The sequence below is a fragment of the Kocuria sp. CPCC 205297 genome (assembly GCF_040981035.1).
GTDB classification, from domain to species: Bacteria; Actinomycetota; Actinomycetes; order Actinomycetales; family Micrococcaceae; genus Kocuria; species Kocuria marina.
In genome coordinates, this window is sequence record NZ_JAVKPY010000011.1 from 75,366 (window position 1) to 91,583 (window position 16,218).

Genomic DNA, 16,218 nt, shown 5'->3' on the forward strand with positions numbered 1-16,218 from the left:
TCCAGGACTGGACGGCGGCTGGACGCGGTACTGCGCCGGGCCGGTTCACTCGGGCTTCATGAGTGGGAAGAGGATGGTGTCCCGGATGCCCAGGTTGGTGAACAGCATGATGAGCCGGTCCAGCCCCAGGCCGAGCCCGCCCATGGGCGGCGCGCCGTATTCGAGGGCCCGCAGGAAGTCCTCGTCCAACTGCATGGCCTCGTCGTCCCCCGCCGCGGCGAGCCGGGACTGCTCCGTGAGCCGGTCGCGCTGCACCACCGGGTCCACGAGCTCGGAGAACGCGGTGCCACGCTCCATCCCTCCGATGATCAGGTCCCACGCCTCGATCAACCCCGGCTTCTCGCGGTGGGGCCGGGCAAGCGGTTGTGCGGCCGGCGGGTAGTCGTACACGAACGTGGGTTGGATCAGGGTGGGCTCCACGATTTCCTCGAAGAGTTCCATGACGAGTTTCTGTGCGTCCCATGCAGGATTCACCTGAATATCGCGCTGAGCGGCGATCTTTCGCAGCTCCGTGACATCCGTGTCCGGGGTGACCTCCCGTCCCACGGCCTCGGACAGTCCCGGATACACGGAAACCCATGCCCACTCCCCGAACAAATCAATGCGGCCGTCCTCGGTGTCCACCCCGTCCACATCGAGCGCGCGGGCACATTCCTGGATGATCTCCTGGATCCGCTGCGCCATCACGAATTGATCGGCATAGGCCTCATACGCCTCGAGCGTGGTGAATTCCGGGCTGTGGGAGGAATCCACACCCTCGTTACGGAAGACCCGGCCGATCTCGAAAACCCTGTCGATACCGCCCACGACCGCACGCTTGAGATACAGCTCGGTGGCGATACGCAGCGTCATGTCCTGGTCGAACGCGTTGAGGTGCGTACCGAATGGGCGCGCCGCGGCCCCGCCGTGCACGAGCTGGAGCATGGGGGTCTCGATCTCCACGTACCCCTGTTCCTCCATGACACGGCGTACGGTGCGCGTGATCGTGGAGCGCGTGAGGACGACGTCGCGGGCCTCCTGGCGCACGATCAGGTCCAGGTAGCGCTGGCGCACCCGGGTTTCCTCGTTGAGTTCCTTATGCATGGTGGGCAGGGGGCGCAGGGCCTTGGAGGCCATGGTCCACGAGTCCGCCATCACGGACAGCTCCCCGCGCCGCGAGCTGATCACGCGACCGGTGATGGCCACGAAGTCGCCGAGGTCCACGAGGGCCTTCCACTGCGCGAGGGGTTCGTCCCCCACGTTGGCCTTGGAGAGCATGGCCTGCAGCCGGGTGCCGTCCCCCTCCTGGAGGGTCGCGAAGCACAGCTTGCCGGTGTTGCGCACGTGGACCACACGACCGGCCACGGTCACGACGTGCTCGGTCTCCTCCCCGGCTTCGAGCTGACCGAACTGCTCACGGACCGCGGCAAGGGTCGTGGTGCGGTGCACGTCCACGGGATAGGGCGCCATCCCGGCGACCTGCGCTGCCTGGCGCTTGGCGGCGCGCACGGCCATCTGATCGTTGAGCTCGTGGGCGCTCAGCTCCGGATCGGTGCTGGCGGTGTCTGCGGGAACGGTGGATTCGGGCTGCTCGGTCACAATGGACCAGGATACCGCCCGCGCTCAGATTCGCATGTTGTCGATCAGGCGGGTGGGGCCCACCCACGCCGCCACGAGCGCGAGGGTCCCGGGGCCGGGTTCCACGAGGGAAAGATCTCCCGGGTCCACGGTCACGAAGTAGTCCAGGCGCACCTCCGGCTCGGCGTCGATGGCGCTGCGCGCCCGCTCGAGCGTGAGCTCCCCTGCCGCGAGCGCGCGCAACGTCCGATGCAGCACGAGCGCGTGGCCCGCCTGCTCGGCGGAGAGGTACTGGTTGCGCGAGGACAGGGCGAGCCCCTGCTCCGAGCGCACGATGGGCACCGCACGGATCTCCACCGGGTGATCGAAATCACGCACCATCCGCTGCATGAGCAGCAGTTGCTGCGCGTCCTTCTCCCCGAAATAGGCCCGCAGTTCCGCGGCGGGGCCCGGTGCCGCGATCGTGAACAGCTTGTTGACCACGGTCAGGGCGCCGTCGAAGTGCCCGGGGCGCGTGGCCCCCTCCAGGATCGACCCTGCTCGCCCGGAGGTCACGGACACCACGGGCGTCCCGTCCGGGTACATCTGCTCGACCGACGGCGCGAAGACGAGGTCCACACCCACCTCGGCGAGCCGCGCAACGTCCCCGTACAGGTCCCGCGGGTAGCTCTCGAAGTCCTCGCCGGGACCGAACTGCAGCGGGTTGACGAACACGGACACCACCGCGAGGTCGTTCTCCGCACGCGTGCGCTGCGCGATCCGCGCGTGCCCGTCGTGCAGGGCACCCATGGTGGGGAACAACCCCACAGTGCGGGCGCCGCGGGTCACGCGCGCCCCGATCTCCTCGCGCAACTGCGCCACGGTGGTGCACACCACGGGTCCCGTCACGGGTATTCCTCTCCGTCGAGCGCGGCAAGCACCGCGCGATAGGTCGTCTCGTCGATCCGGCCCGACGACGCCGCGCGGGCCGCGGTCTGCCGCGCCAGTGCGCGGTACCCCGCCAACAACTGTTCCCCGGCGTCCGCCTGGCGCGCTCCCCGCACGGAGGCGTCGGGTGCCGTGACGCGCTCGGGCGAGCGGGCGGCGTCGGCGGCGGAGACCCCATCTTGGGACAGCTCCCGTAGGGCGGCGACGTGGGCGGCCACCGTGGCGACGTCCCCGCGGGCCACGGGACCGGTCAGGGCATCCTCCCCGGAGGCCAGGGCGTTGTCCACCGTGGCTCGCGCGAGGGGGCCCAGGACGCGTTCCGGGTGGGTGACCCCGATCTGCCCGAGCACTTGCATGGACTCCCCGAGCAGGGTCATCACGTGATTGGAACCGTGGGCGAGCGCCGCGTGGTACAGGGGGCGATCCGCTTCCGCGATCACCACGGGCTCGGCGCCCATCTCCACCACGAGGGCTTGCGCGATGGGCAGGACGGGTGCCGCGGCGGTGACGCCGAAGCTGCAGTCCGCGAGCCGGTGCAGGTCCAGACTGAGCCCCGTGAAAGTCATGGCGGGGTGCACGGCCAGGCCAATCCCCCCGGCGCGGCGCACGGGTTCGAGCACATCCGTGCCGTAGCGCCCCGCGGTGTGCACCACGAGCTGACCGGGTTGCCACGCGCCCGTGGCACCGAGCCCGCTCACCAGGCCTGGTAGTTGGTCGTCCGGGACCGCGAGCAGCACGAGTTCACTGCGTTCCACGATCATGGGGACGTCCAACACGGGTACGTCCGGCAACAGGGCGCCCGCGCGCTCCCGGCTCTGTTCGGAGGACGCGTGCACACCCACGACGGCGTGTCCCGCAGCCCGCAGCGCGGCGCCCAGCACCGCGCCCACCTTGCCGGCACTGATCACGCCCACGCCCAACCGGCCCGGGCGGTCACTGGGTTGTCTCACGGAAATTCTCCTCGACGGGGACGACGGCACGCACAGAGTAGCGCACGCGCCTCAGCTCCCCCGCGGGTCGGGCGTGCCTGCCAGCGCAGTGGCGTGCTGTTCGCGGCCCCGACCGTTGACGCGGTCGCGCGCCGCGCGGGCAAGGTCCGTGTGGCGTGCCTGCAGCTCGCGGACCTGTGCGGTGTCCAGGTGGTGCACGGACGTGGTCACCGACCCGGGGGTCACGTGCACCGCGAAACCACTCAGCCGCAACCGCCGGTCCACGGGACCCTGGGTCACGGCCACGGACTGCGTCTTGTGGTGCGGGATCACGCTCGCGTGCCGTGCGAGTCTGCCCCACCGCAGCACGAGCGCGGACGTGTTCAAGGCGAAGCCCGTGCGACGCCACGTGAGCGGATCCAACCAGCGGGCCCTCCGGGGGCTCGTGGTGAAGTCCTCCGAGTCGCCGATCCCCGTGAGTCCCTGGTCCACCAGCTCGGTGGGCGCGTGTTCGAGCGGCAGCACGAGGTCGAGGATCTCGTGCACGTTCTCGAGTGTGCCCACGGGCAACACCGTGGAACCGAGCCCCTCGCTGCCCTCGGAGCCGCCTTTACCCGCGGTGATCACCCGGACGTGGTGGCCGTCGAAACCGCGCCACATCAGGGGTTTACCGACCTCCAGGGCCTGCACCCTCCCCGTGGGAATCGTGGAGGAGCGCTCATTGAACAACCCGGATCGGGTGCGCACCCCGGAGGGGACCACGCTGAGCGTGAACCCCCAGCTCTTCTCGAGCCGCGAGTACACCGTAGAGACCACGCCGAGCAGCAGGGGGACGAAACTGGGGATCATGACCCGCATCACCTGGGCGTTCCAGAACGCGGCGATCACCGCCGCCACCGCCATGAGCAGCAGGATCACGGCAGGCGGGGAACATACGAGGCTCAGCAGCACCCGGCTCGTGGGCACCGTGAACACGCGCCGCAACTCGTCCTGTTCGCCCAACAGGCCGTACTTCCGGGCGGCCCGCACGTCCACGGTGTCGCGCCTGCCGCGCTCGCCCGTACCGGCCGCGGGGTCCCCCGGGTACGCGGGGTAGCGGTCGGTCGCGCCGGAGTCCACGGTGGGGACGACGGCGCTCGCCGCCGAACGGTCCCACGGCGCCACGCGCCCGGGGCGGGTGACCTGCGGATCCCGGTACCGGTCGGCAGCCGCCTCCCCCGTTGCTTGGCCGTCATGAGCAGCCGACGCCTCGTGGGCGTCCGGGGCGGGGTGCGGGATCGGCGCGTCCGACGCGTGGTGCGCGGCCACGAGCAGTTGTTGCCGCAGCTGGCGGGCGTGGTCGCGGCGAAGGTAGGACAGCTCGAGGACGCTGGACCCGCCGTCTGCGACGTCGAACTTCAAGGACGCGAGACCCAGGATCCGGGGGACGAACTTGCGCTCGATGTCGATGCCCTGGACCCGGTCCAGGCGGGCCTGGCGGTGCGTGCGAAACAGCCACCCCGTGCGCAGGCGCACGTGTTCGTCCGTGATCTGGTAGCGGATGAACCACCACGAAAGTAGACCCAGACCGATGAGCAGGCCGAGCACACCGCACAGGATCGCGATCGCAAGACCCGCGCCCGCGAGCTGCACCGCCCCGCCCACGTCCATCTCGATGGGGTCCCCGTTGAGCACCGCCGTGACGAGGTCATCCAGGAACACGTTGCCGAAGCCCCACGCGAGGGCCACCACGAGTAGCCAGCTGCGCACGAAAGGCGTGAGCGGGTGCACCCGGTGCCACGCGCCGTCGGCGTCCGCCCCGGGGCGTGGACCCGTGCCAGTGCGCTGGGCGGGCCCGGGGAGCGGACCGGAGCCCGGGTCTGCCGGCGACCCCGGCTGCGCGTAGCGGTGGGACGGGTCCGGGCTCATCACAACCCCACCATGTGCTCTTCCCCGCGCTCCGTGAGCTGCTCACGCAACCGGCCCGCCTCCGCGCGGGGTAACCCGGGCAGCACGGCGTCCGTGGCCGCGGACGCGGTGTGGAGCGTGAGCGTGGCCAGCCCGAACGCGTTGAGCACCGGCCCGGTCTTGATGTCCACGTACTGCATCCGCCCGTACGGCACCACGGTCACGCTGCGGAAGAACAGGCCCTTGCGCAGCCACAGTTCGGTGGGTGCCTCCGCGTAGCCGATGGCCCGGACCCGGCGCGGGATCAGGGACAGGTTCACGAGACCCAGCCCGAGCACGATCCCGGACAGCATCCACATCCACCACTGCGGGCGGTCGCCCCAGGTCCCGAGCAGACCCAGGATCAAGGGGATCGAGAAGATCGCGGTCCACACGATGGTGGAGATGGCGGAGCTGATCAGGCGTACGGAAACGTACTGGGGCGCCACCTGGTGCCAGGTCAGTCCCGGAGGTGACAGTTCATCGGTGGCGGGCATATCCTCCCTCTCCTGGGGCGTACGGGTCCCGCCGTCCACCGTAGGGGGTTTCCTCCTCCGCGTCGGGGTCATCGGGTGGGAGCCGACACGATTTCTCCACGATCCAGCCCACGACCGCCAGCACGATCCCCGCCACGCCTTGGGCGATGCACAGCCACAACGGTTCCTGCGTGGAACGCACCCCGAGCAGGGTGAGCTGGTCCACGCCGATCCCGGCGTGCCACCCGGCGGTCAGCGCTCCGTAGTACGCGATTGCCTGCGCCGCCGCTGCCGTACCCACGGCCCACACGGGATCGTACGGTTTGCGCCGAGCCGGGTCGCGACGTCGCCCGGCACCGCGTTCGGGGTCCCGGTAGGCGCGCAACCGCAGCCCCAGGTACCCCACCACGAGCGCGGCCGCGAGTTCGGCGAGCAGACTGAGCCACGGCAGGATGAGCAGGCTCTGGTGTTGCCCGCTCACCACGTGATTGAGGCTCCACCCCACGGCCGCCGCGACCGCGGCGGCCGCCACGAGGGACAACACGTTCAGGTATCGCACGGGGACCCCACCTCCGGTCGCACGCGGTGCTCGGTCACGGTCAGATCCGCGAAGTCCGAGGCCTCACGGGCCAGCTCGCGGACGGGTCGGCCGTCGAGGTGGGCCCGCGGATCCATGAGGGCCCACGGTTCGAGCACGAACGCGCGTTCGTGGGCCCGCGGGTGCGGCAACTGCAAACGCGGATCGTCGCTGTGGACGTCCTCGAACCACACGACATCCAGGTCCAGGGTGCGCGGCCCCCAGCGCACGTCACGCGTGCGACCGTGCTCGGCCTCGATGCTCTGGCACACCGCGAGCACCTCGAACGGCGTGAGCCGGGTACGCAGTTCCACGACCGCGTTGAGGTAGTCCGGGGAGTCCTGCGGTCCACCCACCGCGCGGGTCTCCACGACCGGTGAGCTCGCCGTGACACTGATCCCGGGTGTCGCGTCCAGCGTCCGCACGGCCTGCCGCAGCACCGTCAACCGCTCCCCCAGGTTCGCCCCCAGGGCCACAACACACCGGGCCGTCATCCGTCCGCGCTCGCCTCGTAGTGTCCTCGGCGGCGGTGGATGCTCACGGCCACGTCCGAGAACGTCACGTCGATCGGCGCCTTGGGTTTGTGGACCGTGACCTCGAGCTCGGCCACCGCGGGGAAATTCTCCACGAGCGCCCGCGCGATCTCCTCCGCGAGTGCCTCGATCAACTGGAACCGGGTCCCGATGATGATCTCCCGCACCATTTCTGCGACTTCCCCGTAGTGCACGGTGCGGGTGAGGTCGTCGCTGGTCCCGGCCGGTCGCAGGTCCATGTAGAGCACGAGGTCCACGAAGAACGGCTGGCCGCTGCGGCGTTCCTTCTCGAACACGCCGTGGTAGCCCACCGCGCCCAGCCCGGTGAGGGTGATCCGATCGCGATGGTTCTTGTCAGGGGTGGGTGTGTTCATGGCGGGCTCAGTTTCCCATATCCCGGGGGTGCAGTACGGGCGGGGTGACGCCGCGCCACGCGTGAGCCGCGGCCACCGCGTCCACCGTGGTCGGGACGTCGTGAACGCGCACGGCCCAGGCTCCCCCGAACGCGGACAGTGCGCTGATGGCTGCCGTGGCCGTGTCCCGCTCATCCACGGGACGCGGCCCGTCCTGCGTGGCCAGCAGGGCGCCCACGAAGCGTTTACGGGACGCGGCGATCAGGACCTTGCCGAGACCGGTCAGCCGGGGCAGGGCGCGCAGCAGTTCCCAGTTCTGCTCCCCCACCTTGGCGAAGCCGAGCCCCGGGTCCACAATCAGGTGCTCCGGGCGGATCCCCGCGGCGAGGCAGCGCTCCCGCAGCTGCTCGAGCTCGGCGAGCACCTCGGTCACGGTGTCGTCGTAGTCCGCGAGGGACGTCATGGTCTGGGGGGTCCCGCGCGAATGCATGAGCACGTACGGCACGCCCCGGTCCCCGGCCAGCTCGATCATGCGGGGGTCCAGGTTCGTCCCGGAGACGTCGTTGATGATGTGCGCCCCGGCGTCCAGGGCGGCCTCGGCCGTGTCCGGGTGCAGGGTGTCCACGCTCACGACGACGCCGCGGTCGCTCAGTTCGCGGATCACGGCCAGCACGCGCCGCTGTTCCTCCCGCGGATCCACCCGTTCGGAGTCGGGCCGGGTGGACTCCCCGCCCACGTCCACGATGTCCGCGCCCTGTTCGGCAAGCAGCAGCCCGTGCGCCACCGCCGCGGCCTCGGTGTCGTGGCGACCGCCGTCACTGAACGAATCTGGGGTCACGTTGAGGATGCCCATCACGAGTGTGCGTCCGGTGGGCAGGGCGTCGAACGAACCCCAGCCAAGCGCGTGCCGAGCGAGCCCGGCATGGTGGGTCCGAACGCCGTCGGGCGAGCTCGCGGCGTCGTGCGGCGCGCTCATTGCGCGTGCCCCGCCTGGATCAGGTTCATGGCCTCGGCGCGGGTTGCCGGGTTACGCAGTTGACCGCGCACGGCCGACGTCACGGTCATGGCACCGGGTTTGCGAACCCCCCGCATGGACATGCACAGGTGCTCGCACTCGATCACCACGATCGCCCCGGCCGGGTGCAGGTGCTCGCTCAGGGCCTCAACAACCTGCGTGGTGAGCCGCTCCTGGACCTGGGGACGCTTGGCGTAGAGGTCCACGAGCCGCGCGAGCTTGGACAGGCCCGTGACCTTGCCTTCCGGACCCGGGATGTACCCCACGTGAGCGAGCCCGTGGAACGGCACCAGGTGGTGCTCGCACGTGGAGTAGAACGGGATGTCCCGCACGAGCACCATCTCGGAGTGGCCGATGTCGAAAGACGTGGCCAACAGGTCCGCGGGGTCCTGGTGCAGACCCGCGAAGACCTCGGCGTACGCGCGTGCCACCCGGGCCGGGGTGTCCCGCAGACCATCGCGGTCCGGGTCCTCCCCCACGGCCAACAGGATCTCGCGCACCGCGGCCGCGATCCGAGGTTGGTCGATCGTCGGATCGAGCTGGGGGGCATCGGCGTAGTCCGCGTAGGACCCCGACACCGGCTCGTGCGGATCGTCCTCGTGGGTGCCGTGCATCAGGGGTTCTCCCGCCGCACACCGCCCGGTTCCTGTCCGGACGGCCCGTCCGGGCCCGCGCCGGAGGCGTCGGCCCCCGGCTGTGGGTCCTGGTGCTCGGGCACCTCGAGCGGGTGTTCCGGCTTGGCGGCCACGGCCTGGTCCTGCGGTGCCATGGTGCTGGGGTCCTGGAGGTTCTTGCGGCGGGCCTCCTCCCGTTCGGCGGACGTGACCACCGGCGGGATGTCGGAGACCTCGCGCTCCTCCCCGGAAAGCCACACCGGGCGCAGGTCCCGCTTGGTGACGTCCCGGAAGATCTCCTGGATCTGGGCCTCGTTGAGGGTTTCCTTTTCGAGCAGCTCCAGGGCCAGGCGGTCCAGGACGGGACGGTTCTCGAGCAGGATCTGGTGTGCCTCGGTGTGGGCCTGGTCGAGCAGTGCCCGCACCTCGTCGTCCACGACGGCCAGCGTGTGGTCCGAGTACTCCTTGGAACCCGAGCCCATCTCGCGGCCCACGAACGGGTCCGAGTTGTCCCCGCCGATCTTGACCGAGCCGATCCGCGAGCTCATCCCGTACTGGGTGACCATCTTGCGCGCGGTGTCCGTGGCCTTCTGGATGTCGTTGGACGCACCCGTGGAGGGGTCGTGGAACACGATCTCCTCCGCCGCGCGACCGCCCATGGCGTAGGCCATCTGGTCCAACAGCTCGTTGCGGGTCGTGGAGTACTTGTCGTCCGAGGGCATCACCATGGTGTAGCCCAGCGCGCGGCCGCGCGGCAAGATCGTGATCTTGGTGACGGGGTCCGTGTTACGCAGTGCCGCGGCGACGAGCGCGTGGCCGCCCTCGTGGTACGCGGTGACCTTGCGCTCGAGTTCCTTCATCACGCGGGAACGCTTCTGCGGGCCGGCGATCACGCGGTCGATCGCCTCGTCCACCGCGCGGTCGTCGATCAGCTGCGCGTGGGAGCGGGCGGTCAACAGCGCGGCCTCGTTCATCACGTTCGCGAGTTCCGCACCCGTGAACCCTGGCGTGCGCTTGGCCACGGAGGCCAGGTCCACGTTGTTCGCGAGCGGCTTGTTCTGGGAGTGCACGCGCAGGATCTGCTCGCGGCCCTTCATGTCGGGGGCATCCACGCCGATCTGGCGGTCGAAACGGCCCGGGCGCAACAGCGCGGGGTCCAGGACGTCCGGGCGGTTGGTCGCGGCGATCAGGATCACGTTCGTGTTGGCGTCGAAGCCGTCCATCTCCACGAGCAACTGGTTCAGGGTCTGCTCGCGTTCGTCGTTGCCGCCGCCCATACCGGCACCGCGCTGGCGGCCCACGGCGTCGATCTCGTCCACGAACACGATGGCCGGGGCGTTCTCCTTGGCCTGCTGGAACAGGTCGCGCACGCGGGACGCACCCACGCCCACGAACATCTCCACGAAGTCGGAACCGGAGATTGAGTAGAACGGAACACCGGCCTCACCCGCCACGGCCTTGGCCAGCAGGGTCTTGCCGGTACCCGGAGGGCCGTAGAGCAGCACACCCTTGGGAACCTTGGCACCCACGGCGGTGAAGCGGTCGTGCTCCACCAGGAACTGCTTGATCTCGTCGAGCTCCTGGACGGCCTCGTCCGCGCCGGCCACATTCGCGAACGTGACCTCGGAGTTCTCCTTGTTGAACATCTTGGCCTTGGACCGGCCGAACTTCATGGCCTGCCCGCCGGTCTGCATGCGGGCGAAGATGAACCAGAAGATACCCAGGATGATCAGGAACGGGAGCAGGAAGCGTACGAGCGACAGGAACCAGTTGTTCTCCACGGGTTGGTCCGTGAAGCCGCTCAACTGGGCGTCGTTCATGGTCCGCACGACGTCTTCCGCGCGGGGCTGGACGTAGAAGAACTCCACGTCCTTACCGAGGTTCTGGCCGTCCCGGTTCAGATCGTCCCTGAGGCTGAGCTCCACCTTCTGCTCGCCGTCGTAGATCTTGGCCTCGTCGACCTTGTGGTCCCTGAGCAGTTCCAGACCCACGTTGGTGTCCACGCGGGACGAGGTGGGGCTGAACACGCTGGCGCCCACGGGAACCAGGACCACAATGGCCAGTAGGATCCAGAAGAGTGGACCCTTGAAGAAACTCGTGGGTTTTTTTGCCGTGGCCAAGCCGTTGATCCTCCCATGGACGTGACACGTTGCGTCACGGCCCGCTCGTGCACCTGTCTCCATGGGGCGGAGGGGTGGGGAACGGTGGCCGTGACGTGTATGGCACAATCTATCGCTTCGAATGGCGCTGCGACGCCGTGCGTGCGGTCCGTTCTTTCACAGCGCACACGATTGGGCCACGGTACACGCCTCTGCCCGACATTGGCTGGGCGTGAGGGTCCGTGCGCGACTCACTCGTAAACGTGCGGTGCGAGCGTGGCGATGCAGTCCAGGTTGCGGTACTGCTCCGCGAAGTCCAACCCGTACCCCACCACGAACTCGTTGGGGATGTCCCAGCCCACATAGCGCACGTCGATGTCCGTCTTGGCGGCGTCGGGCTTGCGCAGCAGCGTGCAGATCTCCACCGAGGCGGGTCCGCGCGACTCCAGGTTGGTGCGCAGCCAGGACAGCGTGAGGCCCGAGTCGATGACGTCCTCCACGATCAGCACGTCCTTGCCGTGCAGGTCCGTGTCCAGGTCCTTGAGGATGCGCACCACGCCCGAGGACTTGGTGCCCGAACCGTAGGAGGACACCGCCATCCAGTCCATGGGGTACTGCCCCTCGAGCTCGCGCATGAGGTCCGCCATGACCATCACCGCACCCTTGAGCACCCCCACGAGCAGCACGTCCCGCCCGTCGTAGTCGCGGTCGATCTGCTGGGCGAGTTCATGGACCTTCTGCGCGATCTGTTCCTTGGTGAACAGGACGTTGCTCAGGTCGTCGTGGACGTGTTCGGCCTTCACTGTGCACTCCCGGGGTTGTTCGTGGGTGGACTTGTCTCCAGCGGGCGAGGTCCGCGCTCACCGCGCAGCTCGAGGCACCCTCGCGCATGGGTCGCGTCCGAGCGGTGCCGCCACGCTGCCACCTTACCCGCCATCTGCACCGGCCCGGCCGCCCCGTACCCGAGCGCGAACTGCTCGAGCGCGCTCAACCGTTCGAACGTGGGCGTCTCCCCGCCCGCGAGGACACATGCCTTCGCGAGCATGCGTCGGCGCAGTGCCGCCGGGGTCCCCTGGAGGACGGCACCGTCCAGCACGACCGACGAGCCGGACGACGCCGCGGGCACCAGGGCGGCGTCGAACGCCAGGGACGCCTGTTCGTCCAGGTAGTCGGCATCGGCGCCGAGTACCGACGCCGTGCGGGCCAATGCCCTGGCCACCCCCGGCCCCAGCTGGGACTCGAGATAGGGCAGGACCTCGTGGCGCACGCGTGCGCGGGTCAGTGCAGTGTCCGCGTTGGTGGGATCGCGCCATGGCAACAGCCCCTCGGCCGCGCACACCGTCTCGGTCTCGGCGCGCGTGACGTTGAGGAACGGACGCAGGTACAGCACGTCGTCGACATGATGCCGCTCGGGCATCCCGGACAGCGAGCGCGTTCCCGAGCCCCGGGCGAGGCCCAGCAACACGGTCTCCGCCTGGTCGTCCCGTGTGTGTCCGAGCAGGACGGCGGCAGCGCCGGTTCGGCGCGCGACGTCGCTGAGGGCGCCGTAGCGGGCGAGGCGCGCGGCCATCTCGGGGCCGTGGTGCTCGCGCACCACCGTGACCCGCTCGACCGCGACGGGCTTGAGGCCGAGCTCCCGCACGGTGCGCGCCGCGTCACGGGCCACCTCGGCCGAGCCCTCCTGAAGTCCGTGGTCCACCACGACGGCGCCCACCCGCAGGCGGCCGCGCCGCGCGAGGTGCGCAGTCGCTGCGGCGAGCGCGAGGGAATCGGCGCCACCGCTGCATGCCACGAGCACGAGGGGCGGGCGGGGATCAGTGCCCGCCCCCGCGTGCTCGGTAGTTGTTTCCCGCGGGGTCGTCGAGGGGTCCGGACGCATCGGATCACGTGCGTCCGCTCCCCCGGCCGACGTCTCACGGGGTAGGTGGTCGACGGCGCGGGCCACCGCACGCCGGGCGCGGGCGACCACGGGATGGAGGCGACCGGCCCGTCCGTGCTGCACCCCGTCAGTCCTGGGCGGACCTGGCGCGCTGCGCCGTTTCCTCGGCCATCCCCAGGACCTTGCTCAGCACAGGGGTGGTGTCACCGAGCATGACCAGGGCGCGTTCCAGTTCCCCCACCGGAACCACCGAGGCGAGCGCGGACACGGCATCCGTGTCCGTGGTGATCCGCGTGCGGATCTGTGACGTGGACAGCACCGGTTGGGATGCCTCCACCCTGTTCAGGACGGCCTCCTGGTCCGAGGACCCTGCGCTGTCCTCGAGCATGACCAAGCGTTCGTAGACCGCAGGGTTACCGATCTTGATGCGTCTGCCGCTGATGAGTTGGGAGAGCATGGGCGCGGACAGGCCCAGGACCTGGGCCAGCCTGCGCTGCGTAATACCGTAGACCCCCACCACGGCGCCAAAACGCTCTGATAGCGGCTGACCGTACAGCCGGATCTGTTGATTGATGTTTTCAGAGCTCACACGGTCATCTTGGCACAGACAACCGGGGGAAAACCCGAGAGCACGTCCCGGACTCAGCCCAGGACGCGATCCATCCAGGCCTGCGGGTCGTGGATCTCCACCTCGGTGGGCAGGGTCTCGGGTGAGGTCCACACCGTGTTGAAGCGCTCCATGCCCGCACGCTCCACGATGTACTCCACGAACTTCTGGCCGTTGCTGTACTGGCGCATCTTGGCGTCCATGCCCAGCAGGGAACGAATGAACCGGTCCAGGGCGCCGTGGGTCGCGGAGCGGTCGTCGAAGCGGCGGCGGATGGTCTTCACGGAGGGCACGATGGAAGAGTCCACGGCGTCCATGACGGCGTTGGCGTGACCCTCGAGCAGGGACATCACCGCCGTCACGTGGGAGACCGTGTCACGTTCGGCGTCCGTGAGCAGATGGGTCATGGGACCCAGACCCGCGTCCGGGCGGCCGGCGGAGCGGCCCGTGATCGACGCCGCGGCGGCGCGCAGGCGATCCCACGCGGACGCGTCCAGCGAACCCAGGCGGGAGATCTGCTCGAGCATGTGATCGCGCAGCCACGGGGCCGCCGCGAACTGCACACGGTGGGTCTGTTCGTGCAGGCACACCCACAATCGGAAGTCCTCGGGGGCGACGTTGAGTTCGTGCTCGGTCCACAACACGTTGGGTGCCACGAACATGAGCCGACCCCCGGGGTGGGAACGGGCCGCCTGTTCGGAGACGAGCCCGGCGTAGGGGTCGTACTGCCCCAGGACCTTGGCGGACAGGAAACCCACCAGGGCCCCCATCTCCGCGGCGATGGCCGTGGGCGCCACGCCCCGCAGGGCGGCGTCGAACGTGCCGGGGTCCTTGGCGTGCAACCGGTCGAAGACGGGCTGGACGAGCACGGAGAACGTCTGCGTGTTGGCCTTGGCCCAGCCCGCGCGATCCACCACGAGCACGGTGGAGTCCCGCAGGTTCTCCGCGGCGTCCAGACGCGTGATCGCGTGGACGTGGTGCACCGATTCATGTGCGAAGTAGCGCAGGGACTCCACGGCGCGGGACATCTCACGCGGCCCGGGCGTCGGGCCCGGCGGGGTCAGTTTGGCAGCGATCTGGGCGGCTGCGTCCCAGTCCACGAGCGAACGACGTGTCAGTTCTTGGCTCATGCGCTCACTCAATCACACCCGGGCGGTCACGCGAATGGGCGGAGGCTGGAAACTCCCGGGGCACGACGCGTTCCGCGAGTGGTCGGCTCACGCAGATCTCGCGAGCGCGGCCACCGTGCGATCCACGGTGTCCTTGGCCCGGGTGGTGTCCCCGCTGACCCCGTTGAGCACCAGGGAGTACACGAGCACGCTGCCGTCGGAGCGTTGCACGTACCCGGACAGCGCCACGACGTCCAGCAGGGTCCCGGTCTTGGCCCGGGTGACACCGCGCGCCGCGGCCTCCGCCGGGTCGTCGAAGCGCTCCGAGAGCGTTCCCTGGGCTCCCGCCAGTGGCAGCCCCCGGCCGTACGGACCGTAGCGGGGATCCGTGACCAGGGTGTCCACCGCGCGGGCGAGTGTGGTGGCGCTGACCCTGTCCTGCTGCGCCATCCCGCTCGCGTCCGCGGCCCGCAGGCCCTCGGTGTCGATCCCGTGCTCGGCCAGGGCGGCCGGGATCAGCTCCTGCACACCCGTCACGCTGCCCTCACGTCCGGAGGCCACCGCGGCGACCCGCGCGAGGCTCTCGGCGAGGGAATTGTCCGAGTGCGCGAGCATATAGGCACTCTGTTCGGACACGGGCGCGGATGCCACGCGCGCGAGCCCCACGGCGTCCTCCGGGGCACTCGCGGCACCTCCCACTGTGACGCTCGCCCCGGCGCCCAGGCGCTGTTCGAGCTGACGCGCGAATTCTCGCGCGACCGCGGCCGCGGGGTCCTGGGGCCGTTCGCCGCGGGAGCTCGGGTCCGCGCCGTCCGCGGTGGGCACCCGGTGGGAATACAGGGCCACGGGCGCCACACGGGTGATCTCCCCGGCGACGATGTCCTCCCCCTCCCACGCGGGGTTCAGCTCCGGTCCGGCGAACAGGTCCGTGTCCAGTTCCACGGTCCACTGCCCGGAGGCCGCGGCATCGGGATCGTCCTGTCGCAGGGCCTGCGCGGTGCGTTCCGCGAGCGTCCCCAGTCCCGCATGACCGTTGACCGCATCCGCCCGCCCCTCGCCCGGAGCGAGCAGGGTGTCGCCACCGGCCACCAGGACGAGTTTCCGCGGCTGATCCCCCCGGACCACGGTGGTCTCCAGTCGTTCGTACGGGTCCACGGTCGCGGCCAGCGCCAGGGCGGTCAGCACCTTCTGGTTCGACGCCGGCACCATGGGCCGCTCCGGCGACCGCCCCGCGACCACGGTGTCCTCCCCCGCCACCGCCACGGCGGCTGCCACGGTTCCCGGGGCCCCGGTCAGACCCGTGTCCAGGGCCTCCGCCACGCCCTCGGCATCCACCGTCCCGGACGCTGCCGCCAGACCGGCCACAGCGGGATCGGACGACGCCGCGGCGTCGTCCGCGTCCTGCGCGTGCTGCCATGCCGGCCGTAGCTCCGCGACGACCGCGGGCACGGCAAATGTTGCCGCGACGAGCACCGCGAGCGCGAGCAGTGCACACGCGAGGGGCCAGGAGCGGCTACGCGCGGAGGTACTCGGTGGGGGTGCGGGCATGGCCCTCATTCTCCCGTACCCGCCCGACACGGACAACGCACCGAGCGCCGTCGTACGCCGAACACCGGA

At 70.0% G+C, this 16,218-nt stretch carries 16 protein-coding genes; all 16 read right to left on the minus strand.

Annotated features, from left to right (window positions below; translation table 11 throughout):
* Positions 1 to 45: 45 nt before the first annotated feature.
* Entirely contained in the window at positions 46 to 1,578 is a 1,533-nt protein-coding gene (lysS, locus tag RF650_RS11290; protein ID WP_368814950.1) for a lysine--tRNA ligase, read from the minus strand.
* A 24-nt stretch (positions 1,579 to 1,602) separates the two neighbouring features.
* Positions 1,603 to 2,445 carry a pantoate--beta-alanine ligase gene (gene panC / locus RF650_RS11295; RefSeq protein ID WP_368814951.1) on the minus strand — a complete coding sequence of 281 codons (843 nt, stop codon included), beginning with the start codon at positions 2,443 to 2,445 and terminating at the stop codon, positions 1,603 to 1,605.
* On the minus strand, positions 2,442 to 3,434 hold the full coding sequence (locus RF650_RS11300; protein ID WP_131333412.1) for a Rossmann-like and DUF2520 domain-containing protein: 993 nt from the start codon (positions 3,432 to 3,434) through the stop codon (positions 2,442 to 2,444). The genes panC and RF650_RS11300 overlap by 4 nt, the downstream gene beginning before the upstream one ends.
* Before the next feature lie 51 nt (positions 3,435 to 3,485).
* Positions 3,486 to 5,321 carry a PH domain-containing protein gene (locus tag RF650_RS11305; RefSeq protein ID WP_368814952.1) on the minus strand — a complete coding sequence of 612 codons (1,836 nt, stop codon included), beginning with the start codon at positions 5,319 to 5,321 and terminating at the stop codon, positions 3,486 to 3,488.
* Complete coding sequence (locus RF650_RS11310) at positions 5,321 to 5,836, minus strand: PH domain-containing protein (protein WP_131333414.1); 516 nt, start codon at positions 5,834 to 5,836, stop codon at positions 5,321 to 5,323. Before RF650_RS11310 ends, RF650_RS11305 begins: the two co-directional genes overlap by 1 nt.
* A complete protein-coding gene (locus RF650_RS11315; RefSeq protein ID WP_131333415.1) occupies positions 5,820 to 6,374 on the minus strand; it encodes a DUF3180 domain-containing protein in 555 nt (184 codons plus the stop codon). Before RF650_RS11315 ends, RF650_RS11310 begins: the two co-directional genes overlap by 17 nt.
* Positions 6,362 to 6,886 (minus strand): 2-amino-4-hydroxy-6-hydroxymethyldihydropteridine diphosphokinase, encoded by a 525-nt coding sequence (folK, locus tag RF650_RS11320; protein WP_098054258.1) that lies wholly within the window; start codon positions 6,884 to 6,886, stop codon positions 6,362 to 6,364. The genes RF650_RS11315 and folK overlap by 13 nt, the downstream gene beginning before the upstream one ends.
* Positions 6,883 to 7,299 carry a dihydroneopterin aldolase gene (folB, locus tag RF650_RS11325; protein ID WP_206399690.1) on the minus strand — a complete coding sequence of 139 codons (417 nt, stop codon included), beginning with the start codon at positions 7,297 to 7,299 and terminating at the stop codon, positions 6,883 to 6,885. Before folB ends, folK begins: the two co-directional genes overlap by 4 nt.
* Before the next feature lie 7 nt (positions 7,300 to 7,306).
* Complete coding sequence (folP, locus tag RF650_RS11330) at positions 7,307 to 8,254, minus strand: dihydropteroate synthase (RefSeq protein WP_311254191.1); 948 nt, start codon at positions 8,252 to 8,254, stop codon at positions 7,307 to 7,309.
* On the minus strand, positions 8,251 to 8,907 hold the full coding sequence (gene folE / locus RF650_RS11335; RefSeq protein ID WP_131333418.1) for a GTP cyclohydrolase I FolE: 657 nt from the start codon (positions 8,905 to 8,907) through the stop codon (positions 8,251 to 8,253). The genes folP and folE overlap by 4 nt, the downstream gene beginning before the upstream one ends.
* Positions 8,907 to 11,027, minus strand: a complete 2,121-nt coding sequence (gene ftsH / locus RF650_RS11340; protein WP_064847374.1) for an ATP-dependent zinc metalloprotease FtsH — start codon at positions 11,025 to 11,027, stop codon at positions 8,907 to 8,909. Before ftsH ends, folE begins: the two co-directional genes overlap by 1 nt.
* Before the next feature lie 230 nt (positions 11,028 to 11,257).
* Complete coding sequence (gene hpt / locus RF650_RS11345) at positions 11,258 to 11,809, minus strand: hypoxanthine phosphoribosyltransferase (RefSeq protein WP_131333420.1); 552 nt, start codon at positions 11,807 to 11,809, stop codon at positions 11,258 to 11,260.
* Positions 11,806 to 12,975 (minus strand): tRNA lysidine(34) synthetase TilS, encoded by a 1,170-nt coding sequence (gene tilS / locus RF650_RS11350; protein WP_368814953.1) that lies wholly within the window; start codon positions 12,973 to 12,975, stop codon positions 11,806 to 11,808. Before tilS ends, hpt begins: the two co-directional genes overlap by 4 nt.
* A 37-nt stretch (positions 12,976 to 13,012) precedes the next feature.
* Positions 13,013 to 13,474 (minus strand): hypothetical protein, encoded by a 462-nt coding sequence (locus RF650_RS11355; RefSeq protein WP_064847371.1) that lies wholly within the window; start codon positions 13,472 to 13,474, stop codon positions 13,013 to 13,015.
* Between the two features lie 53 nt (positions 13,475 to 13,527).
* The gene (locus RF650_RS11360) at positions 13,528 to 14,622 is read right to left on the minus strand and encodes a zinc-dependent metalloprotease (protein WP_085108082.1); all 1,095 of its coding nucleotides are present in this window, start codon (positions 14,620 to 14,622) and stop codon (positions 13,528 to 13,530) included.
* 87 nt (positions 14,623 to 14,709) lie between these two features.
* On the minus strand, positions 14,710 to 16,149 hold the full coding sequence (dacB, locus tag RF650_RS11365) for a D-alanyl-D-alanine carboxypeptidase/D-alanyl-D-alanine-endopeptidase (RefSeq protein ID WP_368814954.1): 1,440 nt from the start codon (positions 16,147 to 16,149) through the stop codon (positions 14,710 to 14,712).
* Positions 16,150 to 16,218 lie beyond the last annotated feature (69 nt).

Coding starts and splice junctions, on each gene's coding strand:
- dacB (WP_368814954.1), bottom strand. CDS start 16,149: ATGCCCGCACCCCCACCGAGTACCTCCGCGCGTAGCCGCTCCTGGCCC.
- folB (WP_206399690.1), bottom strand. CDS start 7,299: ATGAACACACCCACCCCTGACAAGAACCATCGCGATCGGATCACCCTC.
- RF650_RS11360 (WP_085108082.1), bottom strand. CDS start 14,622: ATGAGCCAAGAACTGACACGTCGTTCGCTCGTGGACTGGGACGCAGCC.
- RF650_RS11310 (WP_131333414.1), bottom strand. CDS start 5,836: ATGCCCGCCACCGATGAACTGTCACCTCCGGGACTGACCTGGCACCAG.
- folP (WP_311254191.1), bottom strand. CDS start 8,254: ATGAGCGCGCCGCACGACGCCGCGAGCTCGCCCGACGGCGTTCGGACC.
- folK (WP_098054258.1), bottom strand. CDS start 6,886: ATGACGGCCCGGTGTGTTGTGGCCCTGGGGGCGAACCTGGGGGAGCGG.
- RF650_RS11305 (WP_368814952.1), bottom strand. CDS start 5,321: ATGAGCCCGGACCCGTCCCACCGCTACGCGCAGCCGGGGTCGCCGGCA.
- folE (WP_131333418.1), bottom strand. CDS start 8,907: ATGCACGGCACCCACGAGGACGATCCGCACGAGCCGGTGTCGGGGTCC.